This window comes from Pseudoxanthobacter sp. M-2, assembly GCF_046156265.1.
GTDB lineage: Bacteria > Pseudomonadota > Alphaproteobacteria > Rhizobiales > Segnochrobactraceae > CAMDHY01.
On record NZ_JAWDIR010000043.1, the window covers coordinates 247,861 to 269,974 of the forward strand.

At 70.6% G+C, this 22,114-nt stretch carries 19 protein-coding genes; 12 read left to right on the top strand and 7 right to left on the bottom strand.

Features of this window, described 5'->3' with window-relative positions:
* Positions 1-108: 108 nt before the first annotated feature.
* Positions 109-1,410: an adenylate/guanylate cyclase domain-containing protein gene (locus tag RUR49_RS18790; protein WP_409147936.1), complete on the top strand. Its 1,302-nt coding sequence runs from the start codon at positions 109-111 to the stop codon at positions 1,408-1,410.
* On the opposite strand, the gene RUR49_RS18795 is transcribed toward RUR49_RS18790, so the two are convergent.
* From RUR49_RS18795 to RUR49_RS18805, 3 genes are read right to left on the bottom strand one after another with little or no spacing between them, the layout of a single operon-like run.
* Entirely contained in the window at positions 1,335-3,470 is a 2,136-nt protein-coding gene (locus RUR49_RS18795; protein ID WP_409147937.1) for a SpoIIE family protein phosphatase, read from the bottom strand. The two genes, RUR49_RS18790 and RUR49_RS18795, sit on opposite strands and share 76 nt — an antisense overlap.
* Positions 3,471-3,474: 4 nt before the next feature.
* Positions 3,475-5,346 (bottom strand): hypothetical protein, encoded by a 1,872-nt coding sequence (locus tag RUR49_RS18800; protein WP_409147938.1) that lies wholly within the window; start codon positions 5,344-5,346, stop codon positions 3,475-3,477.
* A 1-nt stretch (position 5,347) separates the two neighbouring features.
* Positions 5,348-6,115: a hypothetical protein gene (locus tag RUR49_RS18805; protein WP_409147939.1), complete on the bottom strand. Its 768-nt coding sequence runs from the start codon at positions 6,113-6,115 to the stop codon at positions 5,348-5,350.
* Between the two features lie 208 nt (positions 6,116-6,323).
* Between RUR49_RS18805 and RUR49_RS18810 the strand changes: the two genes are divergently transcribed.
* The 5 genes from RUR49_RS18810 to RUR49_RS18830 all read left to right on the top strand — a co-directional run bounded on the left by RUR49_RS18810 (position 6,324) and on the right by RUR49_RS18830 (position 12,055).
* On the top strand, positions 6,324-7,004 hold the full coding sequence (locus RUR49_RS18810; protein ID WP_409147940.1) for a hypothetical protein: 681 nt from the start codon (positions 6,324-6,326) through the stop codon (positions 7,002-7,004).
* A gap of 2 nt (positions 7,005-7,006) precedes the next feature.
* Positions 7,007-9,025, top strand: a complete 2,019-nt coding sequence (locus RUR49_RS18815) for an MFS transporter (protein WP_409147941.1) — start codon at positions 7,007-7,009, stop codon at positions 9,023-9,025.
* 129 nt (positions 9,026-9,154) lie between these two features.
* Positions 9,155-10,186, top strand: coding sequence for an ABC transporter substrate-binding protein (locus tag RUR49_RS18820; protein ID WP_409147942.1), 1,032 nt, complete (start codon positions 9,155-9,157; stop codon positions 10,184-10,186).
* The gene (locus tag RUR49_RS18825) at positions 10,179-10,913 is read left to right on the top strand and encodes a GNAT family N-acetyltransferase (RefSeq protein ID WP_409147943.1); all 735 of its coding nucleotides are present in this window, start codon (positions 10,179-10,181) and stop codon (positions 10,911-10,913) included. The genes RUR49_RS18820 and RUR49_RS18825 overlap by 8 nt, the downstream gene beginning before the upstream one ends.
* On the top strand, positions 10,910-12,055 hold the full coding sequence (locus RUR49_RS18830; RefSeq protein ID WP_409147944.1) for an alanine racemase: 1,146 nt from the start codon (positions 10,910-10,912) through the stop codon (positions 12,053-12,055). The genes RUR49_RS18825 and RUR49_RS18830 overlap by 4 nt, the downstream gene beginning before the upstream one ends.
* A gap of 21 nt (positions 12,056-12,076) precedes the next feature.
* Here RUR49_RS18830 and RUR49_RS18835 read toward each other — a convergent pair whose 3' ends face one another.
* From RUR49_RS18835 to RUR49_RS18845, 3 genes are all read right to left on the bottom strand, one after another.
* The gene (locus RUR49_RS18835; protein ID WP_409147945.1) at positions 12,077-12,493 is read right to left on the bottom strand and encodes an ATP-binding protein; all 417 of its coding nucleotides are present in this window, start codon (positions 12,491-12,493) and stop codon (positions 12,077-12,079) included.
* A gap of 146 nt (positions 12,494-12,639) precedes the next feature.
* Positions 12,640-13,365 (bottom strand): metallophosphoesterase family protein, encoded by a 726-nt coding sequence (locus RUR49_RS18840; protein WP_409147946.1) that lies wholly within the window; start codon positions 13,363-13,365, stop codon positions 12,640-12,642.
* A gap of 13 nt (positions 13,366-13,378) precedes the next feature.
* A complete protein-coding gene (locus tag RUR49_RS18845) occupies positions 13,379-13,948 on the bottom strand; it encodes an HdeD family acid-resistance protein (RefSeq protein ID WP_409147947.1) in 570 nt (189 codons plus the stop codon).
* A gap of 240 nt (positions 13,949-14,188) precedes the next feature.
* On the opposite strand from RUR49_RS18845, the gene RUR49_RS18850 reads away from it, so the two are divergent.
* Entirely contained in the window at positions 14,189-14,788 is a 600-nt protein-coding gene (locus RUR49_RS18850; protein WP_409147948.1) for an MOSC domain-containing protein, read from the top strand.
* 13 nt (positions 14,789-14,801) lie between these two features.
* Here RUR49_RS18850 and tsaA read toward each other — a convergent pair whose 3' ends face one another.
* A complete protein-coding gene (gene tsaA / locus RUR49_RS18855) occupies positions 14,802-15,299 on the bottom strand; it encodes a tRNA (N6-threonylcarbamoyladenosine(37)-N6)-methyltransferase TrmO (protein WP_409147949.1) in 498 nt (165 codons plus the stop codon).
* A gap of 188 nt (positions 15,300-15,487) precedes the next feature.
* On the opposite strand from tsaA, the gene RUR49_RS18860 reads away from it, so the two are divergent.
* The 5 genes from RUR49_RS18860 to RUR49_RS18880 all read left to right on the top strand — a co-directional run bounded on the left by RUR49_RS18860 (position 15,488) and on the right by RUR49_RS18880 (position 22,069).
* Entirely contained in the window at positions 15,488-16,354 is an 867-nt protein-coding gene (locus RUR49_RS18860; protein ID WP_409147950.1) for a MipA/OmpV family protein, read from the top strand.
* Between the two features lie 149 nt (positions 16,355-16,503).
* Entirely contained in the window at positions 16,504-18,225 is a 1,722-nt protein-coding gene (locus tag RUR49_RS18865) for a glycosyltransferase (RefSeq protein ID WP_409147951.1), read from the top strand.
* A 168-nt stretch (positions 18,226-18,393) separates the two neighbouring features.
* Entirely contained in the window at positions 18,394-19,296 is a 903-nt protein-coding gene (locus tag RUR49_RS18870) for a DnaJ C-terminal domain-containing protein (RefSeq protein ID WP_409147952.1), read from the top strand.
* Positions 19,297-19,638: a chaperone modulator CbpM gene (locus tag RUR49_RS18875; RefSeq protein WP_409147953.1), complete on the top strand. Its 342-nt coding sequence runs from the start codon at positions 19,297-19,299 to the stop codon at positions 19,636-19,638.
* A gap of 301 nt (positions 19,639-19,939) precedes the next feature.
* Complete coding sequence (locus RUR49_RS18880; protein ID WP_409147954.1) at positions 19,940-22,069, top strand: mechanosensitive ion channel family protein; 2,130 nt, start codon at positions 19,940-19,942, stop codon at positions 22,067-22,069.
* The last annotated feature ends 45 nt before the right edge of the window (positions 22,070-22,114 follow it).

A 22,114-nucleotide genomic window follows, 5' to 3' on the forward strand; every position in this document is an offset into this window, starting at 1 on the left:
CGTTCCGACACCAGGCGGGTGCGTTCGCGCTCGGGGCGGGGCGTTTCCCCCGCGATGCCGAGTCGGTCTATGGTGCCGCGGCGGCGGAAGGTGGCGAGGCAGACGATCGTGGGCGGCGCGGACGGCGAACTGGGCAGCCTGATCTACGAGAAGATCCTCGCCGACATGCGCGACGGCGTCGCGACGATCGACCTCCAGGGCCGCATCATCACCTTCAACGCCGCCGCGGGCCGCATCCTCGGGCTCGATCCGCAAGCGACCGTCGGCCAGTCGTTCGGCGAGGTCTTCCTCATGGAGGAGAGCTTCGACGACTTCAACGAGGTGGTGCTGAAGGCCGTCTACGAGAACGAGGCGACCCACAGCCGCGAGGTCTCGGTGACCGTCGGTGGCCACCGCGTCGACCTGCACGTCACCTCGACGTTCCTGATGCTGGAGCGCGACGGTGCGCCGGAGCGGCAGGGCGTCATCGTCGTGTTCTCCGACATCACCGAGCAGCGCAAGCGGCGCAAACTGAAGCGGCTGTTCGGCGAGTATGTCGATCCGCGCATCGTCGAGCGCATCCTCGACCGCGGCGGCGTAGAGGACCTGAAAGGCGCCCGGCAGGTGATGACGGTGTCCTTCGCCGACCTGCGCGACTTCACCGGCTGGTCGGAGCGGCTCGACCCGGAGAGCCTCGTCTCGGTGCTGAACCGCTTCCTCACCGCCATGACGATCCCGATCGGGGCGGCCGGCGGCATCACTGACAAGTTCATCGGCGACGCCGTGATGGCGTGCTGGGGGCCGCCGTTCACCGAAGCCGGCGAGCAGGCGATCGACGCCTGCAATGCGGCGCTCGGCCAGATCGAGAGCCTGCCGGCGCTGCGCCGCGAACTCGCCGAGAGCGGCGTGGCGCGGGCGGAGGCAATCGATGTCGCGATCGGCATCGGCACCGGCGAGGTGATCGTCGGCGATATCGGCGCCGAGCAGAGCCGCAACTTCACGGTCATCGGTAACGCCGTCAACGTCGCGGCGCGGCTGCAGGAGGCAGCGAAGCGCTACGGCCAGCGGGTGCTCGTCGCGCACGACACCCGCGCGGCCGCCGGCGACGGCTTCGTCTTCCGCATGGTCGACCACGCGACGCTGCGCGGCCGCAGCTCAATCGAGCCGATCCACGCCCTCGTCGGGCGGGTGGGCAGCGTCTCAGACGACGAGCGCCGGCTGATCGAACAGCACGAGCGCGGCGTCATGGCGCTCGTGCAAGGGCTTCCGGACACCGCCGCTGAGCGCTTTCGCGCCTGCCTCGAGATGGCCCCGGGTGACCGGCCGGCCGCGGTGCTGCTCGAACGCTGCCTCGCCTACGAGGACGAGAGCGGAGCCGGCGGCGGGAGCGGCGTCGCCTCCGTCCCCGGAGCGGCCGCGGCGCCGAAGTAGCGCAGGCCGACGCTGGTGATGTCGTCCGCCTGGTTGGCGCCGCGCTCGAAGCGGTGGACGCCCTCGACGATGAAGTTCGCCACATCGGCGGCGCTCGCGCCGGCCGGCAGCTCCTTCAGGAGCGCGACGAGACGTTCCTCGCCGAACTCGGTGCCGTCGATGTCGAAAGCCTCGGTGACGCCGTCGGTGTAGAGGAAGACGAGGTCGCCGGCGGCGAGGTCGATCGTCATCTCGCGGTAGGGCGCCTCCTCGAAGACGGCGATGGCGATGTCGCCTGAGCGGGGCAGCGGCGTTACCGAGCCGTCAGGGCGGCAGAGAAACGGCGGGTTGTGGCCGGCATTGACGTAGGTGAGGCGACCCGTCGTCAGATCCAGCACGCCGTAGAACAGGGTGACGAACATCATCTGGTCGTTCTCGGCGGCGAGCACGGCGTTGAGGCGCTCGATGCTGGCGGACGGCGAGATCGAGAACAGCGTCGTCGCCTTCAGGAGCGTGCGCGTCATCGCCATGAACATCGCCGCCGGCACGCCCTTGCCGGAAACGTCGGCGACGACGATGCCGAGCGACTTCTGATCGAGGAAGAAATAGTCGAAGAAGTCGCCGCCGACTTCTTTCGCCGGCACCATCAGGCCGTGCAGGGCGACGTCGCTGCGCAGCGGCAGTGGCTTCGGCAGGATCGACAGCTGCAGCTGCCGGGCGATCTCGAGCTCCTGCTGCAGGCCGGCGAGCTTGGCGCGGGTGATGATCGCCTCGCGCAGCTCGGCGACGAGCTCGGTAAGGCGCGCGTGCTGGTCGGAAATGCGCGCCGACATCTGCTGCAGCACGGCGGCGAGGAGGCCGAGCTGTTCGTCGCCCGCCCGCTTGACGGTGGCGACCGCGATCGGCGCGACTTTCTGGCGCCCGAAGATGCTCTGCAGATCCTGCAGCACCTGCTCGCGACCGTCGGCCTCGAGCGTGCGGGCGAGGGCCTCCATCTGGCGGCGGATCAGCCGTTCCTGACGGCGGCGCTGGCGCTCGACCTGGCGCTGGTTCTCGGCGACCGCGATGGCGTTGCGGCGGAAGACGGCGACGGTCTCGGCGATGCGGCGGATCTCGCCTTCGCCGGCGTCCTCGATACGCACGTTGGTGTCGCCGGCCGAGAGCGCCTGCAGCACGGAGATGGCCGATTCCAGCGGCCGGAACGCCTGTCGCAGGTAGATGTAGAGGCCAGCCAGGATGAGGGCGACGAAGATCGCCACGCCCGCCAGGGTGGCGCGCTGGAAGTCGCGCGCCTCGCCCAAAGATTCGCTGGAATCGCGGAAGGTGACGAGCGTGCCGGCGGCGCCGCCGACGAGGTCCTGGACGGGCACGCTGGTGGCGAGGAACAGGCGATCGTCATCCTCGTAGATCGAGACATTGGCAGAGCGCGGCGGGATCTGCGGCATCAGCGCCTGCCAGAGGTCCGGCTGGGTGCCGACGACCATGCGGCCGCGCAGCGAGACGAGGAAGGTCGGGACCCCGAAGGCGTCGGCGAAGCGCGTCAGCACGCCGTCGGCGCCGCGCGCGAGGGTGACGACGGCGAACGGCCGGCCCGACGCGAACACCGGAACGCCGGCGGCGATGACGTAGCGGTCGGGCGTGTCCTGGCGCAGCCCGCCGAGCACGACGCCGGTGGAAAGCACGCGGTCGAGGGCGGAGGCGTCGAGGATCGGGCGCTGCCCGATCGAGGGCCGGTTCGTGTAGATGATGGTGCCGGAGGCGTCGACGACCTGCACCTCCTCGACGCCGCGCAAGAGGTCGCCGGCGGCGGGAATGACGCTGGCGGCAACCTGGCGCAGGCGCGGCACGTCGACCGGGCGGGCGCGTGCGATCTGGGCGACGAGATCGTCGCCGATGACGGTGACGGTCTTCAGCTCGTCGGCGACGAGGCTCTGCCAGAGTGAGCGCTGACCGTCGATCGCCACCTCGGCGAAGCGCTCGTCGGCGATCTCCTCGCGGCGCATGCCGGCGAGGATGAGCCCGCCGGCCACCAGCACGAAGGCGATCGACAGGAACAGCGTGATGCGGGTGCGCAGCAGCATCGCGTCAGGCTCCCGGCCGTGCCGGCGCGACACCGGGGACTGCGGCGCTGCCGGTTGGCTGGCGCATCGCAAGCAGGGCCGTGAGCGCCGCGCCGGCGACACCGACGATCGCGGCGGCGATGGCGGGCTCGACGTCGAACCAAGCCGCGCCGCCGGCCACGCAAGCTCCGGCGACGCCACCGATCATCGCCGCGAAGGCCCCTTCCGGTGCCCAGACGCGCCCGCCGACGGCGACGAGCGCCATCGCGCCTCCGAGCCCGACGAGCAGGCTCGCGATCGCCGCCAGCTCCGGCACGAGCGCGCCGAGCGCCGGGCCGGCGGCGGCGATGAGCAATCCCAGGGCCGCGCCCGGCGTGCGGCGGGCCACGAAGACGCCGGCGGCGGCGACGCCGGCGAGACAGAAGTGCAGACCGAGTTCGGCATAGTTGTAGCGCAGGTCGCCGGTGCCGAGCGCAAGCTCGAGCCAGGTCATCGCGACGGCGAAGGAGGTCCCGACCGCGACGAGCTCGGCGGGGCGCGGAGCCAGCCGAAGACGGGGCACGGCGAGCGGACGCTCCACGAGGGCGACCACCACGAGGCCCAGCACGACGATGCCGAGGCCTGCGGCAGCGAAGGCGTCGCGGCGTCCGAGGGCTTCGGCAACGAGGCCGCCGAGGCCGGAGCCGGCAAGCGCGGCCAGCACCATCAGGCTCCAGAACCACGGCCGGCGCAGCCGGAAGCCGGGCTGGAGCAGCACCACCCAAAGCGCCGCCCACAGACCGAGCCCGGCGCAGAAGCGCAGGGCGAGGAAGATCGTCGGGTCGCGGATGATCGCGGTCGCGGCGGTGGCCGCGCCAGCGAGGAGCGTCCCGAAGCCGACGGTGGCGGCCGCCGATCGTCCCGCCAGCGCGAGGGCGGCGAGGAGACCGAGGGCACAGCCGAGGAACTGGGCGGCCACGGATGCCGAGACCTCGAGCGACTGCAGGAGGCCGGGGTCGAGGCGGTCGAAGGCGAAGCTCGGCACCAGCGGGTGCACCGACGTTCCGACCAGAAGCAGGGGTACCGCCCACCAACCCTTCCAGGTGCGGCGCCGGCCGGGCGGATGGGTGGCATCGAACCGGATCTTGCCCTCGATCGGCGCCAGCGCCTCGTCGACGCGTGGGCCGAGGCTCGAATCGAAGTCGACGGCGCGAATCTCGTCGGCGAGCGCCAGCGCCTGCCGCGCCTCGCGGCGGACGGGGGCGAGGCGGCGTGCGAAGGCGGCGCCGAGGGTGTGGAGGGGACTGTCGCCGCCGACGGGGGAATAGTCGCCGAAGCCACCGCGGGCGAGCGCGCGCAGCGAGGCGACGAGCCGGCCCTGGCGCAGATCGATGCGCTCGGTGGCGAAGGCGCGGGCGAGGATGCCGGCGAGCAGGGCGCCGAACAGGCTGGCGCTGAGGACGGTGACCGCAAGCGTGCGCGCCACCACATCGAGGATGCGCTGCGACGGCGTCACCACGATGAGGCCGACGGCGGCTGCGCCGACAGGGATCTGGACGGAGACCTGCGGACCCGCCGGCGCCTCGGGCGGAACCTGGAACAGCGTCTGGCCGCTGTCGTCGGTGACGGCGATGGCGGCGACCTCCGGATTGCGGCGGATGATGTCCTCCAGGTAGGCGTCGACGCCGTAGAGGTCGCGGAGCGGGATGCCGAAGCCGACGGCGCGGCCGACGGTGTCGGCGACGGCGCTACCGATGGAGCGGGTCACGCGCTCGGTGGTCAGCGCCAGATCGTCGTGATGGGTGCGCTCGATCAGCGCCAGCGTCGCCGCCGAGGCGAGCGCGATGGCGATGCCGACGGCGAGGCCGACGAGGACGGCGAAGCGGTCGCCGCGGGCCGGGTCGGTGCTCCGGCGCACGTCAGATCTCCGCATCGATCGCCTGCAGGACGCGGTCCGCCCGGCCGACCGATTCGCCGGTGGCGGCGATGCGGGCGACCGCCGCGGCGGCGGCGACGGCGAGCGCCGCGCCTTCGGCCGGTGGGGCGCGGCCGGCCGTGACCGCCTCGGCGGTGGTGTCATAGAGGCGGACCGACGGCCGCGCCGCCCAGATCACGGCGGCGAAGACGAGGAGGGCTGCGGCGATTGCCGGGCCGAGCGTCAACAGGAAGACGAAACCCGCATCGACAGGGGAGCGCTCGAGCAAATCGAGCGGCACGATGATGGCGACGTCGCCGGCCACGGCGCCGAAATCGGTCAGGATCGGCGCGCCGATGGTGAGGCCGCCGCGGTCGACCGCCCGCCAGATCGGGTCGGAGCGGTTGTCGCGGATGGCGGAAACCCAGGCGTGCGGGATCGGCTCGTTGGCGGCGCCGCGGTCGGTGCCGAAGCGCGAGACGCCGGTGGCGTCGAAGACCTCGATCGCCTCGATTCCGGGCTCGGCCGACAGCGTCCGCTCCAACAGGTCCTCGATCTCGCGCAGCTCTCCGAGCGGCAAGCCGAGGTCGAGGCTCGCCTCGATCGTGCCGTCGAGTGTCGTCAGCACGAACTCGAGGCGCGAATCGACGAGGTCGCGGTGCGCGCGCTCGATGACGCCGACGCCGACCGTGGCGACGAGGGCGATCACCGTGACGGTTGCGGCGGCAACCATCAGCGCGAGCCGGCGCTGGAACGTCAGGCGGATTTGCAAGCAGGCTCCTCGCAGGAGGGCGGCGGACTATGCTAGCGGTATGCTAGCCAATGCAATGGGTCGTCGCCACCGTCGCCGAGGAGGCGACGACGGCGGCGCATGTCGCCGCGGCGGCAGAATTGTCGGGGACCGGGCTCCTGGAGCTTGCGGACCTGGGCGATTCTCCCCCCGCATGTGACGCTTGAGGGACGGGGTTCGGGGCTGAGGCATGAGGCGACTGGCGATCATCCTGCTGTTGACGATCGCGCCCGTCGCGGTGGGCGCGATCGCGCTCGGGGCCTATCTGAACTTCGGCAGCATCCGCATCATCTACATCAGCCTGGTGCACTCGCGATTCGACCAGCTCGCCAACCGCATCGGTTCCGACATCGAGGTGGCGCTGAGCTTCGGCCTGCCGCTCGCCGGCCAGGACACGCTGACGCCGCTGTTGTCGCGCGAGCAGTCGAATGATCCGCTGCTCGAATCGATTGACGTCGCGGAGGCCGACGGCGAGGTGCTGTTCTCGAGCGATCCGGCCCGGATCGGCGCCGCCATCGCCACGCTCGACGGCACGGTGGACGTGCGCTCGCGCATCGTTGCCAACGACTTCGGCGTGCCCGTCGGAAGCGTGGTGGTGCGTGGCTCGATGGTGCGGATCCAGCGGCAGCTGGACGGCGTCGCGGCGGCAGTGGAGCGCACGGCGGTGATCACCGGCATCATCGCGGTGCTGATCTGCGCCATCGTCATCCTGGTGCCGCTGCGCGCCTTCTATGCACAGGCGCTCGGTGCGGCGCGGCTCGCCGACGACGGCTCCGAGGGTGCCGACGACCAATACGGATGGGCGATCGCGGAGGTCGAGGCGGCGCACGCGGCGATCGCCGCCCGGCTCGCCGATCGGCGTGGGGACTAGAGATGCGCCGCTTCGACGTCATCGTCCTCACCTGCATCACCGTCGTGCTGGTCGCCGCACTCGCGGCGATCTCGTGGCGGACGCTGGTCACCGCCGAGGGCATCCTGCTGCCGGCGCTCGACCGCAAGGCGGAGGTGGTCGGACGGTCGCTGTCGCAGCTTGTCGCCCAGGCCGACCGCTACGGGATGGACCTCGAGGATCTCGTCGGCGTCGACGCGGTCTTCCAGACCGCACTCGCCGAGAGCGCCGAATTCGGCACGCTGGCGCTGCTCGATCCCGGCGGGCGGGTGATCGCGCTCGCCATGCGCAACACCTCCTCGGGAGAGCCCTTGCGGGGCCTCGACGGCCTGCCGGTCGGGATGCGCTACGTGGCGCTGCCGATCTCGTCAGCGAGCGGCGAGGACCTCGGGCGTGTGGCGATCGGCATTCCCGACACGGTGACGGAAGCCTTCGTGCTCGACCTCTGGCTCGACGTCGCGGTGGTGCTGCTGGTGTCGGTGCTGGTGACGCTCGAGCTCATCGCCTTCGCCTTCGCGATGGGGGCGGGCTCGTCGCTGCGCGCGATCGGACAGCGGCTCGATTCGCTGCGTCGGGGCGACCTCGCCCGTCATCACCACCCGCCGACCGGCGGCGGGCGCCTCGGCGACATCGTCGCCGGCATCGACCGACGCATCACGGCGCTCCGGATGCGGCAGAAGGAGCTTCGCGAGGCCGCCTTCGAGCGCCGCGACGCGGAGGCGATGGTCGAGCTCGACGCCATCGACCGCAAGTTCCGGCTGACGCGCGAGCGGGTCGAACCACCGCTCCGGGTGTTCGCCGTGCGGGCGCCGCTATTCCTGTTCTTCTTCGCCGAGGAGATGACGCGGCCGTTCCTGCCGACCTTCATCGGCGAGGTGGCGAGCACCGTGCCCGGGCTGTCGCGGGAGATGGTGATCAGCCTGCCGATCGTGCTGTTCATGCTGATCGTGGCGGTGCTGCAGCCGTGGCTGAACGGCGTCACCGAGCGGATCGGGCGCGGACGGGCGCTGCGCCTCGGGGCGACGGCCGCCGTCGTCGGCTTCGTCGGCACGGCGCTCGCGGCCGACCTCTGGCAGATCCTTGCGTTCCGGTCGCTCACCGCCGTCGGCTACGCCGCCGTGTTCGTCTCGGCGCAGGGCTACATCATCGACCACACGGGCGGCCTCAACCGCGCCCGCGGCCTCGCTCTCCTCGTCACCTCGATCATGGTGGCGGCGCTGTGCGGGCCGCTGATCGGCGGCATCTTCGCCGACCGCATCGGCATCCGCCTGACCTTCATGGTTTCGGCGGCGCTTAGCCTCGCGGCGGTGATGACGGCCCGGCTGGCGCTGTCCGACGACACCGGCAAGACGACGGAGCGGCTCGCCAGCGTCTCCTTCCGCGACATCATGCGGGTGGTGATGCGGCCGACGATGGGGCTGCTGCTCATCGGCTGCGCGCTGCCGGCGAAGCTCATTCTTGCCGGCCTCGTGTTCTTCATGGTGCCGCTGGTGCTGTCCGACGAGGGCTTCGACCAGTCGGCGATCGGCCGCGTGCTGATGCTCTATGCGCTGGCGATGCTGGTGATCGTGCCGTTCGTCTCGCGCATCAGCCAGGTGCAGAACCGCCGGCCGGTGCTCGTCATCATCGGCGGCCTGCTGGCCGCCACCGCGGTCGTTCACCCGTTCCTGTGGCCGGAACCCTGGGGGGCGGCCGCCGCAGTCCTGCAGCTCGGTGTCGCCCAGGCATTGTCGATCACGCCGCAGTCGGCGCTGGTCGGCGACATCGGCCGGCGGGTGGCGCCGGAGATCTCCGAGGGCACGCTCTACGGCGTCTTCCGGGTGATCGAGCGGATCGGCAACGCCATCGGACCGTTGCTGGCGGCGTGGCTGCTGGGCGGGTTCGGCCAGGGCATGACGCTGACGGTGCTCGGGGCGGTGGTCGCCGTCGGCGCCCTGCTGTTCGCGATCGCCGTGCTGGCGGACGCGCGCGGGCCATCGCCGGTCGCCCTCGAGCGGGGCTGAGAGGCAACCGCCGCGTGACGAGAATTTAATCCGCCTCGCGTGGTCGGTCCCGGCGAATTGGGTTAGTGAAGGGAAGCGTCGGAGGCCGCAGGGGCGGCCCCGGCGTGAATGTGGGCAGGGGAAGGCGACATGAGACGCATCGACCGGCGCGAGGCGCTCGCTCTCATCGCCGCCGGTGCCACCGTCGGCACCGCGGCGGCGACCGGGCCACTGTTCGCGCAGACGGCGCCCGAGCGCCCCTACACCATCTACATGATCACCTTCCGCGGCGACACGGAGGTGGAGGCGGGCTTCCGCGACTACCTCGCGCAGCGGCAGATCCCGGTCGAGTACATCAACCGCGACGTCGACCGCGATCCGACCAAGGTGGCCGGCTTCCTCGACGAGATCCGCGCGCTGAAGCCGGACCTCGTCTACACCTGGGGCACGCCGGTGACGCTCGCGACCGTCGGTCCCTACGATGCCCCGGACCCGGCGAAATACATCGCCGACCGGCCGGTGATCTTCACGATGGTGGCGGCGCCGGTGCGCGCCAAGGTGGTGCCGAGCCTCGATTCGTCGGGCCGCAACGTCACCGGGGCGTTCCACGTCGTGCCGCTCGACGCGCAGCTGCGCGCCATGCAGTCCTACCGGCCATTCGATTCGCTCGGCGTGCTCTACACGGCGACGGAGCAGAACTCCGTCGTGCTCGTGGAGGAGCTCCGTCAGCTCGCCCCGACCGTCGGCTTCCGCCTCGTCGAGCGGCAGTTCAAGACGGACGCGGCCGGCAAGCCGGTGGCCGACGGGCTCGACACCATGATCCGCGAGATCAAGGAGGAGGGGGCCGACTGGCTCTATCTGGTGCCCGACACCTTCCTCGGCTCGATCCTCGAGCAGGTGACGCCGATCTGCGAGCAGGTGCTGCTGCCGACCTTCGGCGCGACCGAGCTCGCCATCCGCTCGGGCGGCGCGGTGACGGGGCTCGTCTGCCGCTACTATTCCGTCGGCCAGCTCGCCGCCTCCAAGGCCGAGCAGATCCTGGTGGGTGGCCGGAACCCGGCGATGATCCCGGTCGAGACGCTCAAGCGCTTCTCGCTCATCGTCAACATGCCGCTCGCCAAGAGCTTCCAACTCTACCCGCCGCTCGCGATGCTGAACTATGCGGAGGTCATCGTTGAATGACCAACCAGCCGATGGCGAGGTGCCGGGTGTGCGTTTCGTCTGGCTCGGCGCCGACGCGCTCGACGCCGTCGAGCGGCTGCACCTGCGATCGATCGCGGGGATCGACCGCGGGCTGGTGAAGCCGGAGCGGCGGAGCTTCTTCGAGAGCGTGTTCGCCGAGCGGGGCGCGGTCGTCGGAGCCATCGTGCCGGGCACCGATGCAGAGGCAGGTGTCTCCGGTGGGCGGCTCGTCGGCTACGGCGTGCTCCTCAGCCTGCTGGCCGATGGCGAGGACGCCGGCGTGCGGATCGGGCTCGGTGGCAACGAGGGCCTCGCGAAGATCGCCGGCACCGGCGTCGATCCGGGCTTTCGCGGCCGCGGGCTGCAACGGGCGCTGGTGCGCCGGCGGATCGAGCGGGCGGGGAACCTCGGCTTCCGCCACGTGTTCGCGACTGCGGCACCGGCCAACACGGTGAGCTGGCGAAATTTGATGGCGGAGGGCTTCGCGATCGTCGACGTGGTCCTCGCCTACGGCAGCCTCGAACGCTACCTGCTGCACCGACCGGTCGACTGCACGACCCGTGCGGAGGCGCCAAGCGGCGCCGCGGCGCAGACGTGGTGCCGTGCCGACCGCACCGACGACGTGCGCGTGGCGCTGTCGACGGGCCTGATCGGCCCGCTGTGGCGCGAGCACGGGCCGGAGGGGCTCGACATCGGGTTCGTGCCGCCACCGGAGGTGCGGCCGTGAGCGCCGGGGCGAAGGTGAGGGCGATGCTGCCGCCGGTGACGCCACTGCCGCTCAAGGGCGAGGGAGATCCTGCCGGGGCGCGCGTGCTCGTCGACCTCGACGCCATCGCGCGCAACTACCACCGCATGGACGGCTACCGCCGCAGCGGCCGCTTCGGTGTCGTGCTGAAGGAGGACGCCTACGGGCTCGGCCTCGAGCCGGTGGCGCGGCGGCTGCGCCGCGAGGGCTGCGGCGTCTTCTGGGTCGCCGACTTTCCCGAGGGCGTGCGGCTCCGCGCGATTCTCCCGGACGTCGAGATCTATGTGCTGAGCGGCCTCACCGGCCATCCGGCTGGCGAGCATGCTGCGCATGGTCTCGTGCCGGTGCTTGCCTCGATGGCCGAGCTCGAGGCGACGGTGGCGGCTGGGTCGCGAGTCCGTGTCGGCGTGATGATCGACGGCGGCCTGGTGCGGCTCGGCCTGACGGACGCCGAGGCGACGGCGCTCGCTGGTCGGCCGGAGGTGTTCGCGAGGCTCGAGGTCGCCTGCTGGGTGACACAGCTCGCCTGGTTCGAGCGCCCCGATGACGAGCGCAACCTCGCCCAGTTGCAGCGGCTGCGGTCCGCCATCGCGCCACTGCCCGAAGCTCCGATCTCGATCGCCTGCTCGGCGGCGCTGTTCATGGATCCCTCGCTGCACGGCGACCTGTTGCGGGTCGGCAGCGCGCTCTACGGCGTGCAGGGGACGCCGGGCTATCCGCAGCCGGTGGAGCAGGTGATCGAGGCGACGGCGCCAGTGATCCGCATCGTTTCGGTGGGGGAGGGCACGCCGATCGGCTACGGCGGCGGCCACGTCACCCGGCGACCGTCACGGATCGCCACCATCGGCATCGGCTACGCGACCGGCCTGCCGGTGGCGATGGCTGATCGCGGCGCGGTCGCCATCAGGGGCCGGCGGGCGCCGCTGGTGGGGCGGCTGTCGATGAACCTCGCCACCGTCGACATCACCGATTTTGCGGAAGACGAGGTGCGGCCGGGGGACTTCGTCGAGATCACCGGACGGACGATCTCGCTCGCCGAGATGGCGGCGAGCGCAGCGACGGTGTCGAACGAGGTGCTGGTGCGGCTCGGCAGAACGCTGCCGCGGCTCTATCGCGGGGCGTGAACCTGCTCCGCCGCTGCGCTTTCAGGCGACGGGCAGGCGGAAGCTGACGACGTTGTGGCCGTCGTCGCGCCGGTAGGTGAAGTCCTCGGACATCGTGCGGACGAGATGGACACCAAGGCCGCCGATACGGCGCTCCTCCATCTCGGCCTCGACGTCGGGCGCCGCCATCGCCGTCGGGTCGAACGGTGCTCCGGCATCGACGAGCGTGCCGACGACGCGGCCATCATCGAGCTTCACCGTCAGCTTCAAGGGGCCCGCGTCAGCGCCCGCATAGCCGTACTTGACGATGTTGGTGACGAGTTCCTCGACGATCAGCGCAAGCGTGTAGCCCGTGCGCGGCGGCAGCTCGTTCTCTTCGACGAAGGTTTCCAGGGCTGACTCGACGACCGGGAGAGCCCCGGCGTCGGCCGTCAGCGTAATGTCGATGCCGTCGGCCATGCGCGCAACATTCCTCGCCCCGGACAATGACGGGCCGGTCCGGCCGCGCGACTCCACCCCCCGGCGGCGCTTTCGTCAACCCTGCGACGCCCAACAGTGTGAACCTCTACCGCGCGACGGTGCCGGAGCTGAATGCCCGTCACCGCTCACACTCCGCCGGCGACAGTGAGGAAGCGGCGGCGATCGTCCTCCAGGACGACGGCGGTGAGGCGGCCGGTGTAGACGGCGCCCGTGTCGACATTGATCCGGTTCGGCAGCGATTCGGGAGCATCGGTGGGCGTATGGCCGTGCACGACGACGCGGCCGTGGAAGTCGGTGGAGCCGAGGAACGGCTCGCGGATCCAGATGAGGTCGCGCGGTGCCTGGCGATCGAGGGGCACGCCTGGCCGGACGCCCGCGTGGCAGAAGAAGTAGCCGCCGATCTCGAAGCTGAGGGGCAGCGTCTCGAGGAAGTGGCGGTGCCGCGACGGCAAATGCGCATCGAACGCCGCCACGAGGTGGTCGGGATGGCCGAGCAGCGCCGGGCTCGCCTGGTCGACGCCGTACGAGGCCATCGTCTGGACGCCGCCGTAGCGCAGGAACACTTCGGCATCGTCGCCACCGGAGATGAACTGCAGGAGGCAGTCCTCGTGATTGCCCTTCAGACAGACGATCTCGCTGGCTGCGAGCCGCGGCGTCAGCAGGCGCTCGATGACGTCGTGGGTCCGCGGACCGCGATCGACATAATCGCCGAGGTGGACGACGACGGAGCGCCGCGCCGGCCAGGCCGACAGATCGGCGGCGATGGCGTCGTGCAGCGCCTCGAGCAGGTCGAAGCGGCCGTGCACGTCGCCGATGGCGTAGACGCGTGTCCCCGCGTCGAGCAGCGACACGCGTCCGCCGTCGTCAGCGCTTGGCGCGAAGCGCGAGGCCGAATGAAATCCAGGCGACGCCCTGGAAGATCAGGTCGATGCCGAGGATCATGCCGATGAGCCAGATCGAGTTGATCGGCCAGCCGACGCCGATGAGGATGCCGAACAGCACGGTGAAGACGCCGGCGGCGACCATCCAGCCCCAGCCTTCGCCGGGCCTCGCGTCGAAGCCGGCGATGACGCGCAGCACGCCGACGGCGAACAGCACGGCGGCGAGCATCAGCGTGAAGCCGGCCGCGGCCAGCGCCGGGTCGACGAGGGCGATGACGCCGGCAGCGGCGTAGAGGAGGCCGCTCAGCAGCCAGTAGATCGTCTTGCCCCAGGTCTTGGCGCCGAACGCCTGCACGATCTCGACGACGCCGGCGACGATCAGCATGACGCCGGTCACCACCATGACAGCGACGGTGGCCGCGAACAGGTTGCCGAGCGCGATCATGCCGAAGAGGATCATGAAGACGCCCGCGGCGACGAACCATCCCCACTTCTTGCGGATCTCGACGAGCTTGGCGCCCAGCGGCGCGCCGGACGGCATCGGAGTGGCCATCGGGATATCCTGTTCTTCGGTTGGCGCCCGGTCGCGCGGCGACTCGCGGGCTCGCAGTCAGCGTGCGCAGACTAGCGCGGCAGGCGAGCGGCGGGAAACAGGATTGCGGCCGTCACCCGGCGAGACGGTGCGGCACGTCGGCCGCCAGTTTTTCTCGGCCGCCGTTTCCCGGGCCGCGGTTGCCTCGACGAGGCCGGGTGCTTATCGCTCGCCTGAGCTAGGGAGCGCGAGGAGCCGGTGATGGATGCAAGGGCTGAAGCGGGCGAGATCGTCCCGGCACGCAAGCTCAAGGGACGGGTCGTGGCACTGTTCGCCACCACCAATCCGAAGCACTTCGAGACGGCGGCTGTCGACCGGCTGGCGCTTGGCCTCGACGGCATCGCCGGCGACCGCCACGGCGGCTTCGAGCGCCGCTCCAGCGGCCGCGAGCCCTGGTATCCGCGCGGTACGCCGATCCGCAACGGCCGGCACCTGTCGATCCTGTCGGTGGAGGACCTCGCCGAGATCGCCCGCCGCCTCGAGGTCCCGGAGGTCGATGCGGCGAGCATCGGGGCGAACCTGGTGGTCGAGGGCATCCCGCGGCTGACGATGCTGCCGCGCGGCACGCGGCTTGTGGTCGGGGCAGTGGCGGCGCTCAACGTCGACGACCAGAACGCGCCCTGCCGGATCGCTGGCCGCAGCCTGGCACGCCACCTCGATCGCCCCGAGATCGAACTCGGGTTCGCGAAGGTGGCGCAACGGTTGCGTGGCGTCGTCGCCGCGGTCGACCGCGCCGGGGAGATCGCCGTGGGCGACGAGATCGTCGCGCACCTGCCCGAGCAGTGGATCTACCGACCCTGAGCCTCGGGCCGGCTCAGTCGAAGGCGGCGTAGGCGATGGCGTCGACGCTCGGCACGTAGGGTTTGACGTCGAGGAGCGGGGTACCGTCGAGGCAGTCCAGCATGCCGATCTCGAGCTGACCCGCGTCGAGGTCGAGCGAGAGGAGCGGCACCACGCCCATCGCGATCGGATTCGGACGCGCCGGCGAGCGCAGCGAGAAGACGCCACGCGGTCCGCCGGCATGGCGGGGAATCTGCACGATGACGTCCCGGCGGGAGCGGTCCATCCAGTAGAGCACGACGAGGTGACTGACGCCCTCAAGGCCCGCGAGGCCGGGGCGGTAGGGCGCCTCGATCTCCAGCCTCGCGGTGCCGCCCTTCTCGCGCGCGGTGCGGACGTTCTTCGGACAGTCCGCCAGCGTCCGCCACGGCGTGCGGATACGGCCGATGAAGACGACACGGGCGTCGCCGGACAGGGCGCCCGGATCGGGCGTCACCGTCAGTTCGCCGGGCCGGACGCCGCCCCGTTCCATCGTTTCGCCTCGCCTCGTCTGCCGGGGGATGTGTGGCGTGTGGGTAACAACTCTTTCATGGTGATCGCGGATTGTCACGAACGGTCGCCCCGGGGCCTTTGCGGTGAGGCGGACGTGTTCTAGGTCTGCTAGAGGTTCGCTTGGCGTGCCCGTCTCGGCCGCTACGCTTGTACATGTGTGAGGTCGGAATGGCGGTTCGGTTTGGCTGGCGTGGAGGGGCAGGCGTGCTGCTCGCGGCGGCGATCTCGGTCCCGGCCGTCGCCCAGGACCCGACGCCGGTGACACCGGCTCAGCCAAACTACGGCGCGCCCGACGCACCGCTGATGTCGCCGGAGTCCAGCTCGACCTGGATCATCACCGTAAAGGCGACCGGCAACGTCTCGCCGGACTTCCTCGGCGCCAAGACCTACACCGCGATCGGCTACCCGCTGTTCTCGTTCCGCAAGGCCGACACGCCGGAGGGCTTCTCGGCCGCTGACGACGGCATCGACTTCTCGCTCTACGGCAACGAGTACTTCAACCTCGGCCCGGTCGCCCGCTACCGGGCCGGCCGCTACAACGGCTCCGACCGCAAGCTGCGTGGCCTCAAGTCGATCCCGTGGACGGTCGAGGTCGGTGGCTATGTCGAAGTGTGGCCGACGGAATGGCTGCGCGGCCGCGTCGAGGTCCGGCACGGCCTGAACGGTGCGAGCGGCATCGTCTCCGACTTTGCGGTCGACGGTGTCTACAAGCAGGACAAGTGGACGATCGCCGCCGGTCCGCGCCTGACGCTGGCGACGCAGGACTTCATGCAGATGTACCTCGGCGTGACGCCGCGCGAGGCGGCGCGGAGCACGCGCGTTGGCCGCTACAAGCCTTCGGGCGGCATCGTCTCGGCTGGCGTTCTCGCCGGTGCCGGCTATCAGTGGGACGAGAACTGGACGGTGTCCCTCTACGGCCAGTACGACCGCCTCGTCGACCAGGCCGCCAACAGCCCGATCGTCAAGAACATCGGCTCCGCCAACCAGTTCGGCGTCGGCGCTACCATCGGCTACTCGTTCCCCGTCAAGTTCTGAACGCGGACCACGCGGCGGCCCCGCCTTGCCGGCGGGGCCGCGTCGGCGCGTCCTCGGTGTGCTTGCGCGCGGTATCAGCCGGCGGGGCCGGGTGCTAACGTGCCGCCGCCGGGCCCGCCCGCCGCCCGGCGTGTCGATGGGGTCAAAGCGTGCCGAAGACGGTCCTGTTCGTCCGCAATTTCAATTCCTTTCGTGGCGGACACCTGAAGATCCTGGACTGCCTCGAGCACGTCCGCACGTCTCCGGCCTATCGCGCCAAGCTCTACGTCACGTCGGAGAGCAGCGCCGATCATCCCTGGAAGGACCACCCGAGCCTCGTCTCCGACCTCGATCTCGATGGTGCCGACGTGCTGGTACTCGGCGGCAGCGCCTGGCGCTTCCTGCCGGACGGCATCGAGGAGACGGTCCCGGTGGTCAATCTCGTCCAGGGCATGCGGCATTCCGACAGCTCGCACCGCAAGCACGCCTACCTGCAGCGACCCGCGCTGCGGCTGTGCGTGAGCGAGGAGGTCAAAGCCGAGATCGAGGCGACTGGTCTCGTCAACGGACCAGTGCGCGTCATGGCGACGGCGCTCGATACGGCCGCGTTCCCGCAGCCGGCGCCGCCGAACGGCAAGGTCTTCATCGCCGGACAGAAGGCACGGACCATCGCCGCCGACGTCGCGCGGCTACTCACGGAGGCCGGCATCGAGGTGGACTGCGCCATCGAGCGCTGCCCGCGCGAGGAGTTCCTCGCCCGCATGGCGGCGGCGGAGATCGCGGTGGTGCTGCCGCTGCGGCGCGAGGGCTTCTTCCTGCCGGCGCTCGAGGCGATGCTGCTGCAGCGGGCCGTCGTCTGCCCGGACTGCGTCGGCAATCGCGGCTTCTGCATCGACGGGCAGACGTGCATCGTCCCCGACTACGACGCGCCGTCGGTGGCGGCGGCCGTGCAGCGCCTGCTCGCCGATGCGCCGCTCCGCGACACGGTGCGGGAGGGCGGCCGGCGTGCCGCACTCGCGAGGTCGGTCGAGCAGGAACGGCTCGACTTCCTGTCGGCTCTGAACAGCCTCGGCCCGCGCAACATCATCATCACCGGGCTGCCGCGCTCCGGAACGACGCTCAGTTGCCATCTCCTCAACAAGCTCCAGAACGTCGTTGCCCTGCACGAGCCGATGCCGATCCGGCGTCTCAAGGGCCTCGACGAGGAGCGCTTCGTCGAGGACACGGTGGCCTTCTTCGAGCGCCAGCGCCGCATGATCCGCGAGGAGGGCGTCGCCCTCAGCAAGACGCAGGACGGCAAGGTGCCGATGAACCCGCTGGCCGACAAGGACGCCGACGGGGTCCGGCAGCGCCAGCTGAACGGCAAGACGCTGGAGATCACCAACGTCACGTCCGACGATTTCGATCTCGGCATCAAGCATCCGACGCTGTTCACGGCGCGCCTGCATCAGCTCAGGCCGCACTTCGACTGCTACGCGCTGGTGCGCAATCCGCTGTCGGTGCTCTTGTCATGGCGCGACAGCGGCATGCCGATCGCAGCCGGCAAGAGCGGCGCGATCGAGACGCTGCATCCCGACTTCGCCGCACGGCTGACGGCGATGACGGACGTGGTCGACAGGCAGATCGCACTGATCGACTTCTTCTTCGCGCAGTACCGCGACCACATCCCGGCGAACGTCATCAAGTACGAGGACGTCATCGCCACCGGCGGCCGAGCGCTGGCGGGCATCGCCCCGGCCGCGGAAACGCTCGACGAGCCTCTGAGCTCGCGCAACAGGCGGGCGATCGGCGAGGATCCGGAGGCGGTGCGCATCGCCGAGACGCTCCTGAAGAGCGACAACGCCTGCTGGGACTTCTACCGGCGAGAGGACGTCGAGCAGCTTCTCGCCTGAGCGCGGATCGCGTCGACGTCCGATGTGGCCGGGATTGTTCGCGACGTCCGGTCGTCTACGGACTGGCGCGGCGGCGCGTGATCACGTTTCATCACGGCCCGACGCCGGACGGCCGCAAGCGGCCACCCCGGTGAGGCCGGAGGAGCCTGCGGCAATGGAAGGCGGGAGATGAGCGGCGATCCCTACGAACGGCTCGGCGTCAAGAAGGACGCCACCCAGGAGGAAATCCAGGCGGCCTACCGGCGCCTCGCCAAGAAGCTGCATCCGGATCTGAACCCCGGCAACGCCAAGGCGGAGGCGGAGTTCAAGGAGGTCGCCGCCGCCAACGACATTCTCGGCGATCCCGAGAAGCGCGCGCGCTACGACCGCGGCGAGATCGACGCAAGTGGCGCCGAGCGGCCGCCGCGCCAGTACTACCGCGACTACGCCGGCGCGGAGAGTCCCTACGGCACCGGTGCGGGGTTCGCCGATTTCTCAGACAGCGACGACTTCCTCTCCGAGCTGTTCGGCCGGCGTGCGCGGGGCGACGGCCCGCGGCGGGGGCGTGACGTAGCCTATTCCCTCGAGGTCGAGTTCCTCGACGCGGTCAACGGCGCGACGCGGCGGCTCGGGCTGCCGGGGGCCGGCGACCTCGACGTGACGATCCCGCCCGGCACGCGCGACGGCCAGACACTCCGCCTGCGCGGCAAGGGGGAGCCCGGCTTCAACGGCGGACCGGCCGGCGATGCGCTGATCGAAGTGCACGTGCGGCCGCACAAGCTGTTCGTGCAGGATGGCGACGACGTCCGCTTCGAGGTGCCGATCACGCTGGCGGAGGCGGTGCTCGGCGGGCGCATCGAGGTGCCGACGCCCGGCGGGCGCGTGGCGGCGACGCTGCCCAAGAACACCAGCAGTGGCAAGGTGCTACGGCTGAAGGGCAAGGGCGTGCCGAGCCGGGACGGCGGCCGCGGCGACGCCTACATGACGCTGAAGATCGTGCTGCCGGAGGCGCCGGACGCCGACCTCGAGCGCTTCGTCGGCGAGTGGGCGGGCGCCCGCGGCTTCGACCCGCGCAAGACGATGGAGGGCTGAATGCACGACGCGATGACATTCTGCGTCCGCGCCGGGCTCGACCCGGACGAGCTCGAGGCCTGGGTCGCGGCGGGATGGCTCCGGCCGTCGGCCGGCGAGGGCAGCGTCCATTTCACCGAGGCGGACGTCGCCCGGGCGCTGCTCGTCCACGACCTCCGGCGACATATCGGCGTGAACGATCCCGGCGTCGACGTCATCCTCGACCTCATCGACCAGGTGCACGGCCTCAGGGCCGCCCTGCAGGATGTCTCGACGACGGTGTCGATGCAGTCCGAGACCGTTCGCATGCGGCTCGTCGTCGATGCCCGGACCCTGCCGCCGGGTCGGCCGGTACGGCGCTGACAGACTGGACTGTGGCGTACCGGACGTCAGCGTGTCGCACGTGAACGACATTGCCGGCGACCGGCCCTGCGCTCATTGACAGCCGGCCCGCGCCGCTGTTTGGCTCGCGTCGCCAGTTCCTTCCGACATCGATCATGCATCCGTGCCGAATTGGGCGCGGTGTCTACGGGACACGCATCACCGGCCTCGCATCGAAAGCGGGGCCGGTGATGCGTCGTGCCTTGGCGTCGAGCGAAGTGGGACTGGCTGGTGTCGGTGCAGCGTCGGTGGAATCCCGGCGATCGTTCAGGGGTGTGGGGTGATGGTCAGTCAAATTTCATTCAAGTGGATTTCGGGGCTGGCCGTTCTGGCATGCCTGCTTCTCGGTGCTGCCGGCCTCGATCCGGTGGCCGCCGAAACCAAACATACCCCTGCGGCCGCAGCCGCACCGGCTGCTCCCACGGAGGCCCTGGACCAGCGGATCGAGGAGGAGGCGCGCGTCATCGAGGCCGACATCGGCCAGACGCTGGTCGAGCTCCGCCAGAGCCTGCGGGCGGCGGTCGGAAGTGCTTCGCAGGTACCGGGCGAGGTGGGCGCAGCCCTCGCCCGCGACAGCGCGGAGGAGGGGCGCGGCTGGCTGGTCGAGGCGCTGCTGTCGGGGCTCCTTGCGATCGTCGTCGGGCTCGTCGTCGCAATCGCCTTCGAACGCCTGACAATGGGGCGGCTGCCGAGGCCGGCGCCGGGGGCGGACACGGAAGCGCGGACGACTGATCTGCTGGTGCGGACGCTCCTGCGCATCGTCGGGACGGCGATCCTCATCGTCGTCGGGTTCGCGGTCATCGAGGTGGTCGACACCGGCGTCGACGTGCGGCACCGTACCGCCCTGATCCTGCTCGTCGTCTTCGCCTGCGCGCGCGGCGCGCTCCTGATCTCGCGCTCCGTGCTGTCGCCGGAAACCCCGCCGGGCGTTGCGACGGCGGACGAGACGGCCCGCCTGCGCGGCTGGGTGACGACGTTCATCGTCGTCTACGCCGTCGTGGCGGCCATCGACTGGTGGTTCCTCGCCCTCGGGCTCAGCAACGAGGCCCGCGATCTCGCGGCGATCGCCCTCAGCCTGATCCTCGTGGTGTTCCTGTCGGCGCTCTGCCTGGCGAACCGTCGCTCGGTGCCCGCCGCCTTCGGCCGGCCGGTGCACCTGGACCGCTCGTTCGGCAGTCTCGTCGGGCGGTACTGGTGGGTGATCGCCATCGCCTACTTCGTCGTCGCGTGGTTCGCCCGTGGCATCCACGTGCTGCTCGACCAGCCGGGCTCGGACGGTCTCGTCACGGCGCCGGTGGCGCTGCTGTTCGTCGGCCTGATCCTCTACGGCGTGCTCTCCCTGCTGGTGGAGCGCGTCGTACCGCGCGGGCCGGTGATGTGGTTCGGCGGCCCGGAGGGCGTGCGGCTGCGCGACTACCGGGACCTCGCCCACGATGGTGCCGCGCTCATCGTGCTGCTGCTCGGCTTCGGCACGCTCGCCCACGTCTGGGGGGCGGCCCTCGTCGGCTCGAGCGCCGGGGCGACGCTGGTCAAGGTGGCGGCGATCTGCGTCGTTGGCTGGATCGTCTACGACATGGTGCGGATCGCCATCGACCGGAAGCACGCCCGCGAAGGCGGCATTCCGAACATCGTCGCCGAGGACGAGGAGTTCGCACCGCTGCCGCTCGGCAAGTCGCGCCTCGCGACCCTGCTGCCGCTCGCCCGCATCTTCGTGCTCAGCGCCATCGTCGTCATCATCGTGATGATGGTGCTGTCCGAGCTCGGCGTGAACGTCGTGCCGCTGTTCGCCGGCGCCAGCATCTTCGGCCTCGCCATCGGCTTCGGCTCGCAGACGCTGGTGCGCGACGTCATGTCGGGGGCGTTCTTCCTCGTCGACGACGCCTTCCGGGTCGGCGAATACGTCGACCTCGGCGGCGGCTCGAAGGGCACGGTCGAGAAGATCTCGATCCGCTCGTTCCAGCTGCGCCACCAGAACGGTCCGCTGCACACCATCCCGTTCGGCGACATCAAGCAGATCACCAACCTGTCGCGTGACTGGGCGATCACCAAGCTGCCGTTCACCTTCCCGCACGGCACCGACGTCGAGAAGGTCCGCAAGGTGATCAAGAAGGCCGGCGAGGCGCTCGCCGCCGATCCGGTGCTCGGCTCGCACTTCCTGCAGCCGCTGAAGTCGCAGGGCGTCGTCGAGATGGATTCCAACGCGATGACGTTCCAGGTGAAGTTCATGACGCTGCCGGCCGACGCGTCGCTGGTGAAGCGGGCCGTCTACGCGCGGCTATCGCAGGCCTTCATCGATGCCGGGCTGTCGTTCGCGAGTTCCTCGGTGACGGTGCGCATCGCCAACGACGGCGAGGCGCCGCTGACCGAGGAGCAGAAGCAGATGGCGGCGACCGGGGCGGTGCAGGCGCTGTAAGCTCCACCGACCCGCCTGCGCGGGCGGCCGACCTCTCCGGCCGCC

What these genes read in the sequence shown, in the direction of transcription:
- RUR49_RS18795 (WP_409147937.1), bottom strand. Translation starts at nt 3,470, where the DNA reads ATGCTGCTGCGCACCCGCATCACGCTGTTCCTGTCGATCGCCTTCGTG.
- RUR49_RS18870 (WP_409147952.1), top strand. Translation starts at nt 18,394, where the DNA reads ATGAGCGGCGATCCCTACGAACGGCTCGGCGTCAAGAAGGACGCCACC.
- RUR49_RS18880 (WP_409147954.1), top strand. Translation starts at nt 19,940, where the DNA reads ATGGTCAGTCAAATTTCATTCAAGTGGATTTCGGGGCTGGCCGTTCTG.
- RUR49_RS18820 (WP_409147942.1), top strand. Translation starts at nt 9,155, where the DNA reads ATGAGACGCATCGACCGGCGCGAGGCGCTCGCTCTCATCGCCGCCGGT.
- RUR49_RS18875 (WP_409147953.1), top strand. Translation starts at nt 19,297, where the DNA reads ATGCACGACGCGATGACATTCTGCGTCCGCGCCGGGCTCGACCCGGAC.
- RUR49_RS18810 (WP_409147940.1), top strand. Translation starts at nt 6,324, where the DNA reads ATGAGGCGACTGGCGATCATCCTGCTGTTGACGATCGCGCCCGTCGCG.
- tsaA (WP_409147949.1), bottom strand. Translation starts at nt 15,299, where the DNA reads ATGGAACGGGGCGGCGTCCGGCCCGGCGAACTGACGGTGACGCCCGAT.
- RUR49_RS18845 (WP_409147947.1), bottom strand. Translation starts at nt 13,948, where the DNA reads ATGGCCACTCCGATGCCGTCCGGCGCGCCGCTGGGCGCCAAGCTCGTC.
- RUR49_RS18860 (WP_409147950.1), top strand. Translation starts at nt 15,488, where the DNA reads ATGGCGGTTCGGTTTGGCTGGCGTGGAGGGGCAGGCGTGCTGCTCGCG.
- RUR49_RS18835 (WP_409147945.1), bottom strand. Translation starts at nt 12,493, where the DNA reads ATGGCCGACGGCATCGACATTACGCTGACGGCCGACGCCGGGGCTCTC.
- RUR49_RS18850 (WP_409147948.1), top strand. Translation starts at nt 14,189, where the DNA reads ATGGATGCAAGGGCTGAAGCGGGCGAGATCGTCCCGGCACGCAAGCTC.
- RUR49_RS18815 (WP_409147941.1), top strand. Translation starts at nt 7,007, where the DNA reads ATGCGCCGCTTCGACGTCATCGTCCTCACCTGCATCACCGTCGTGCTG.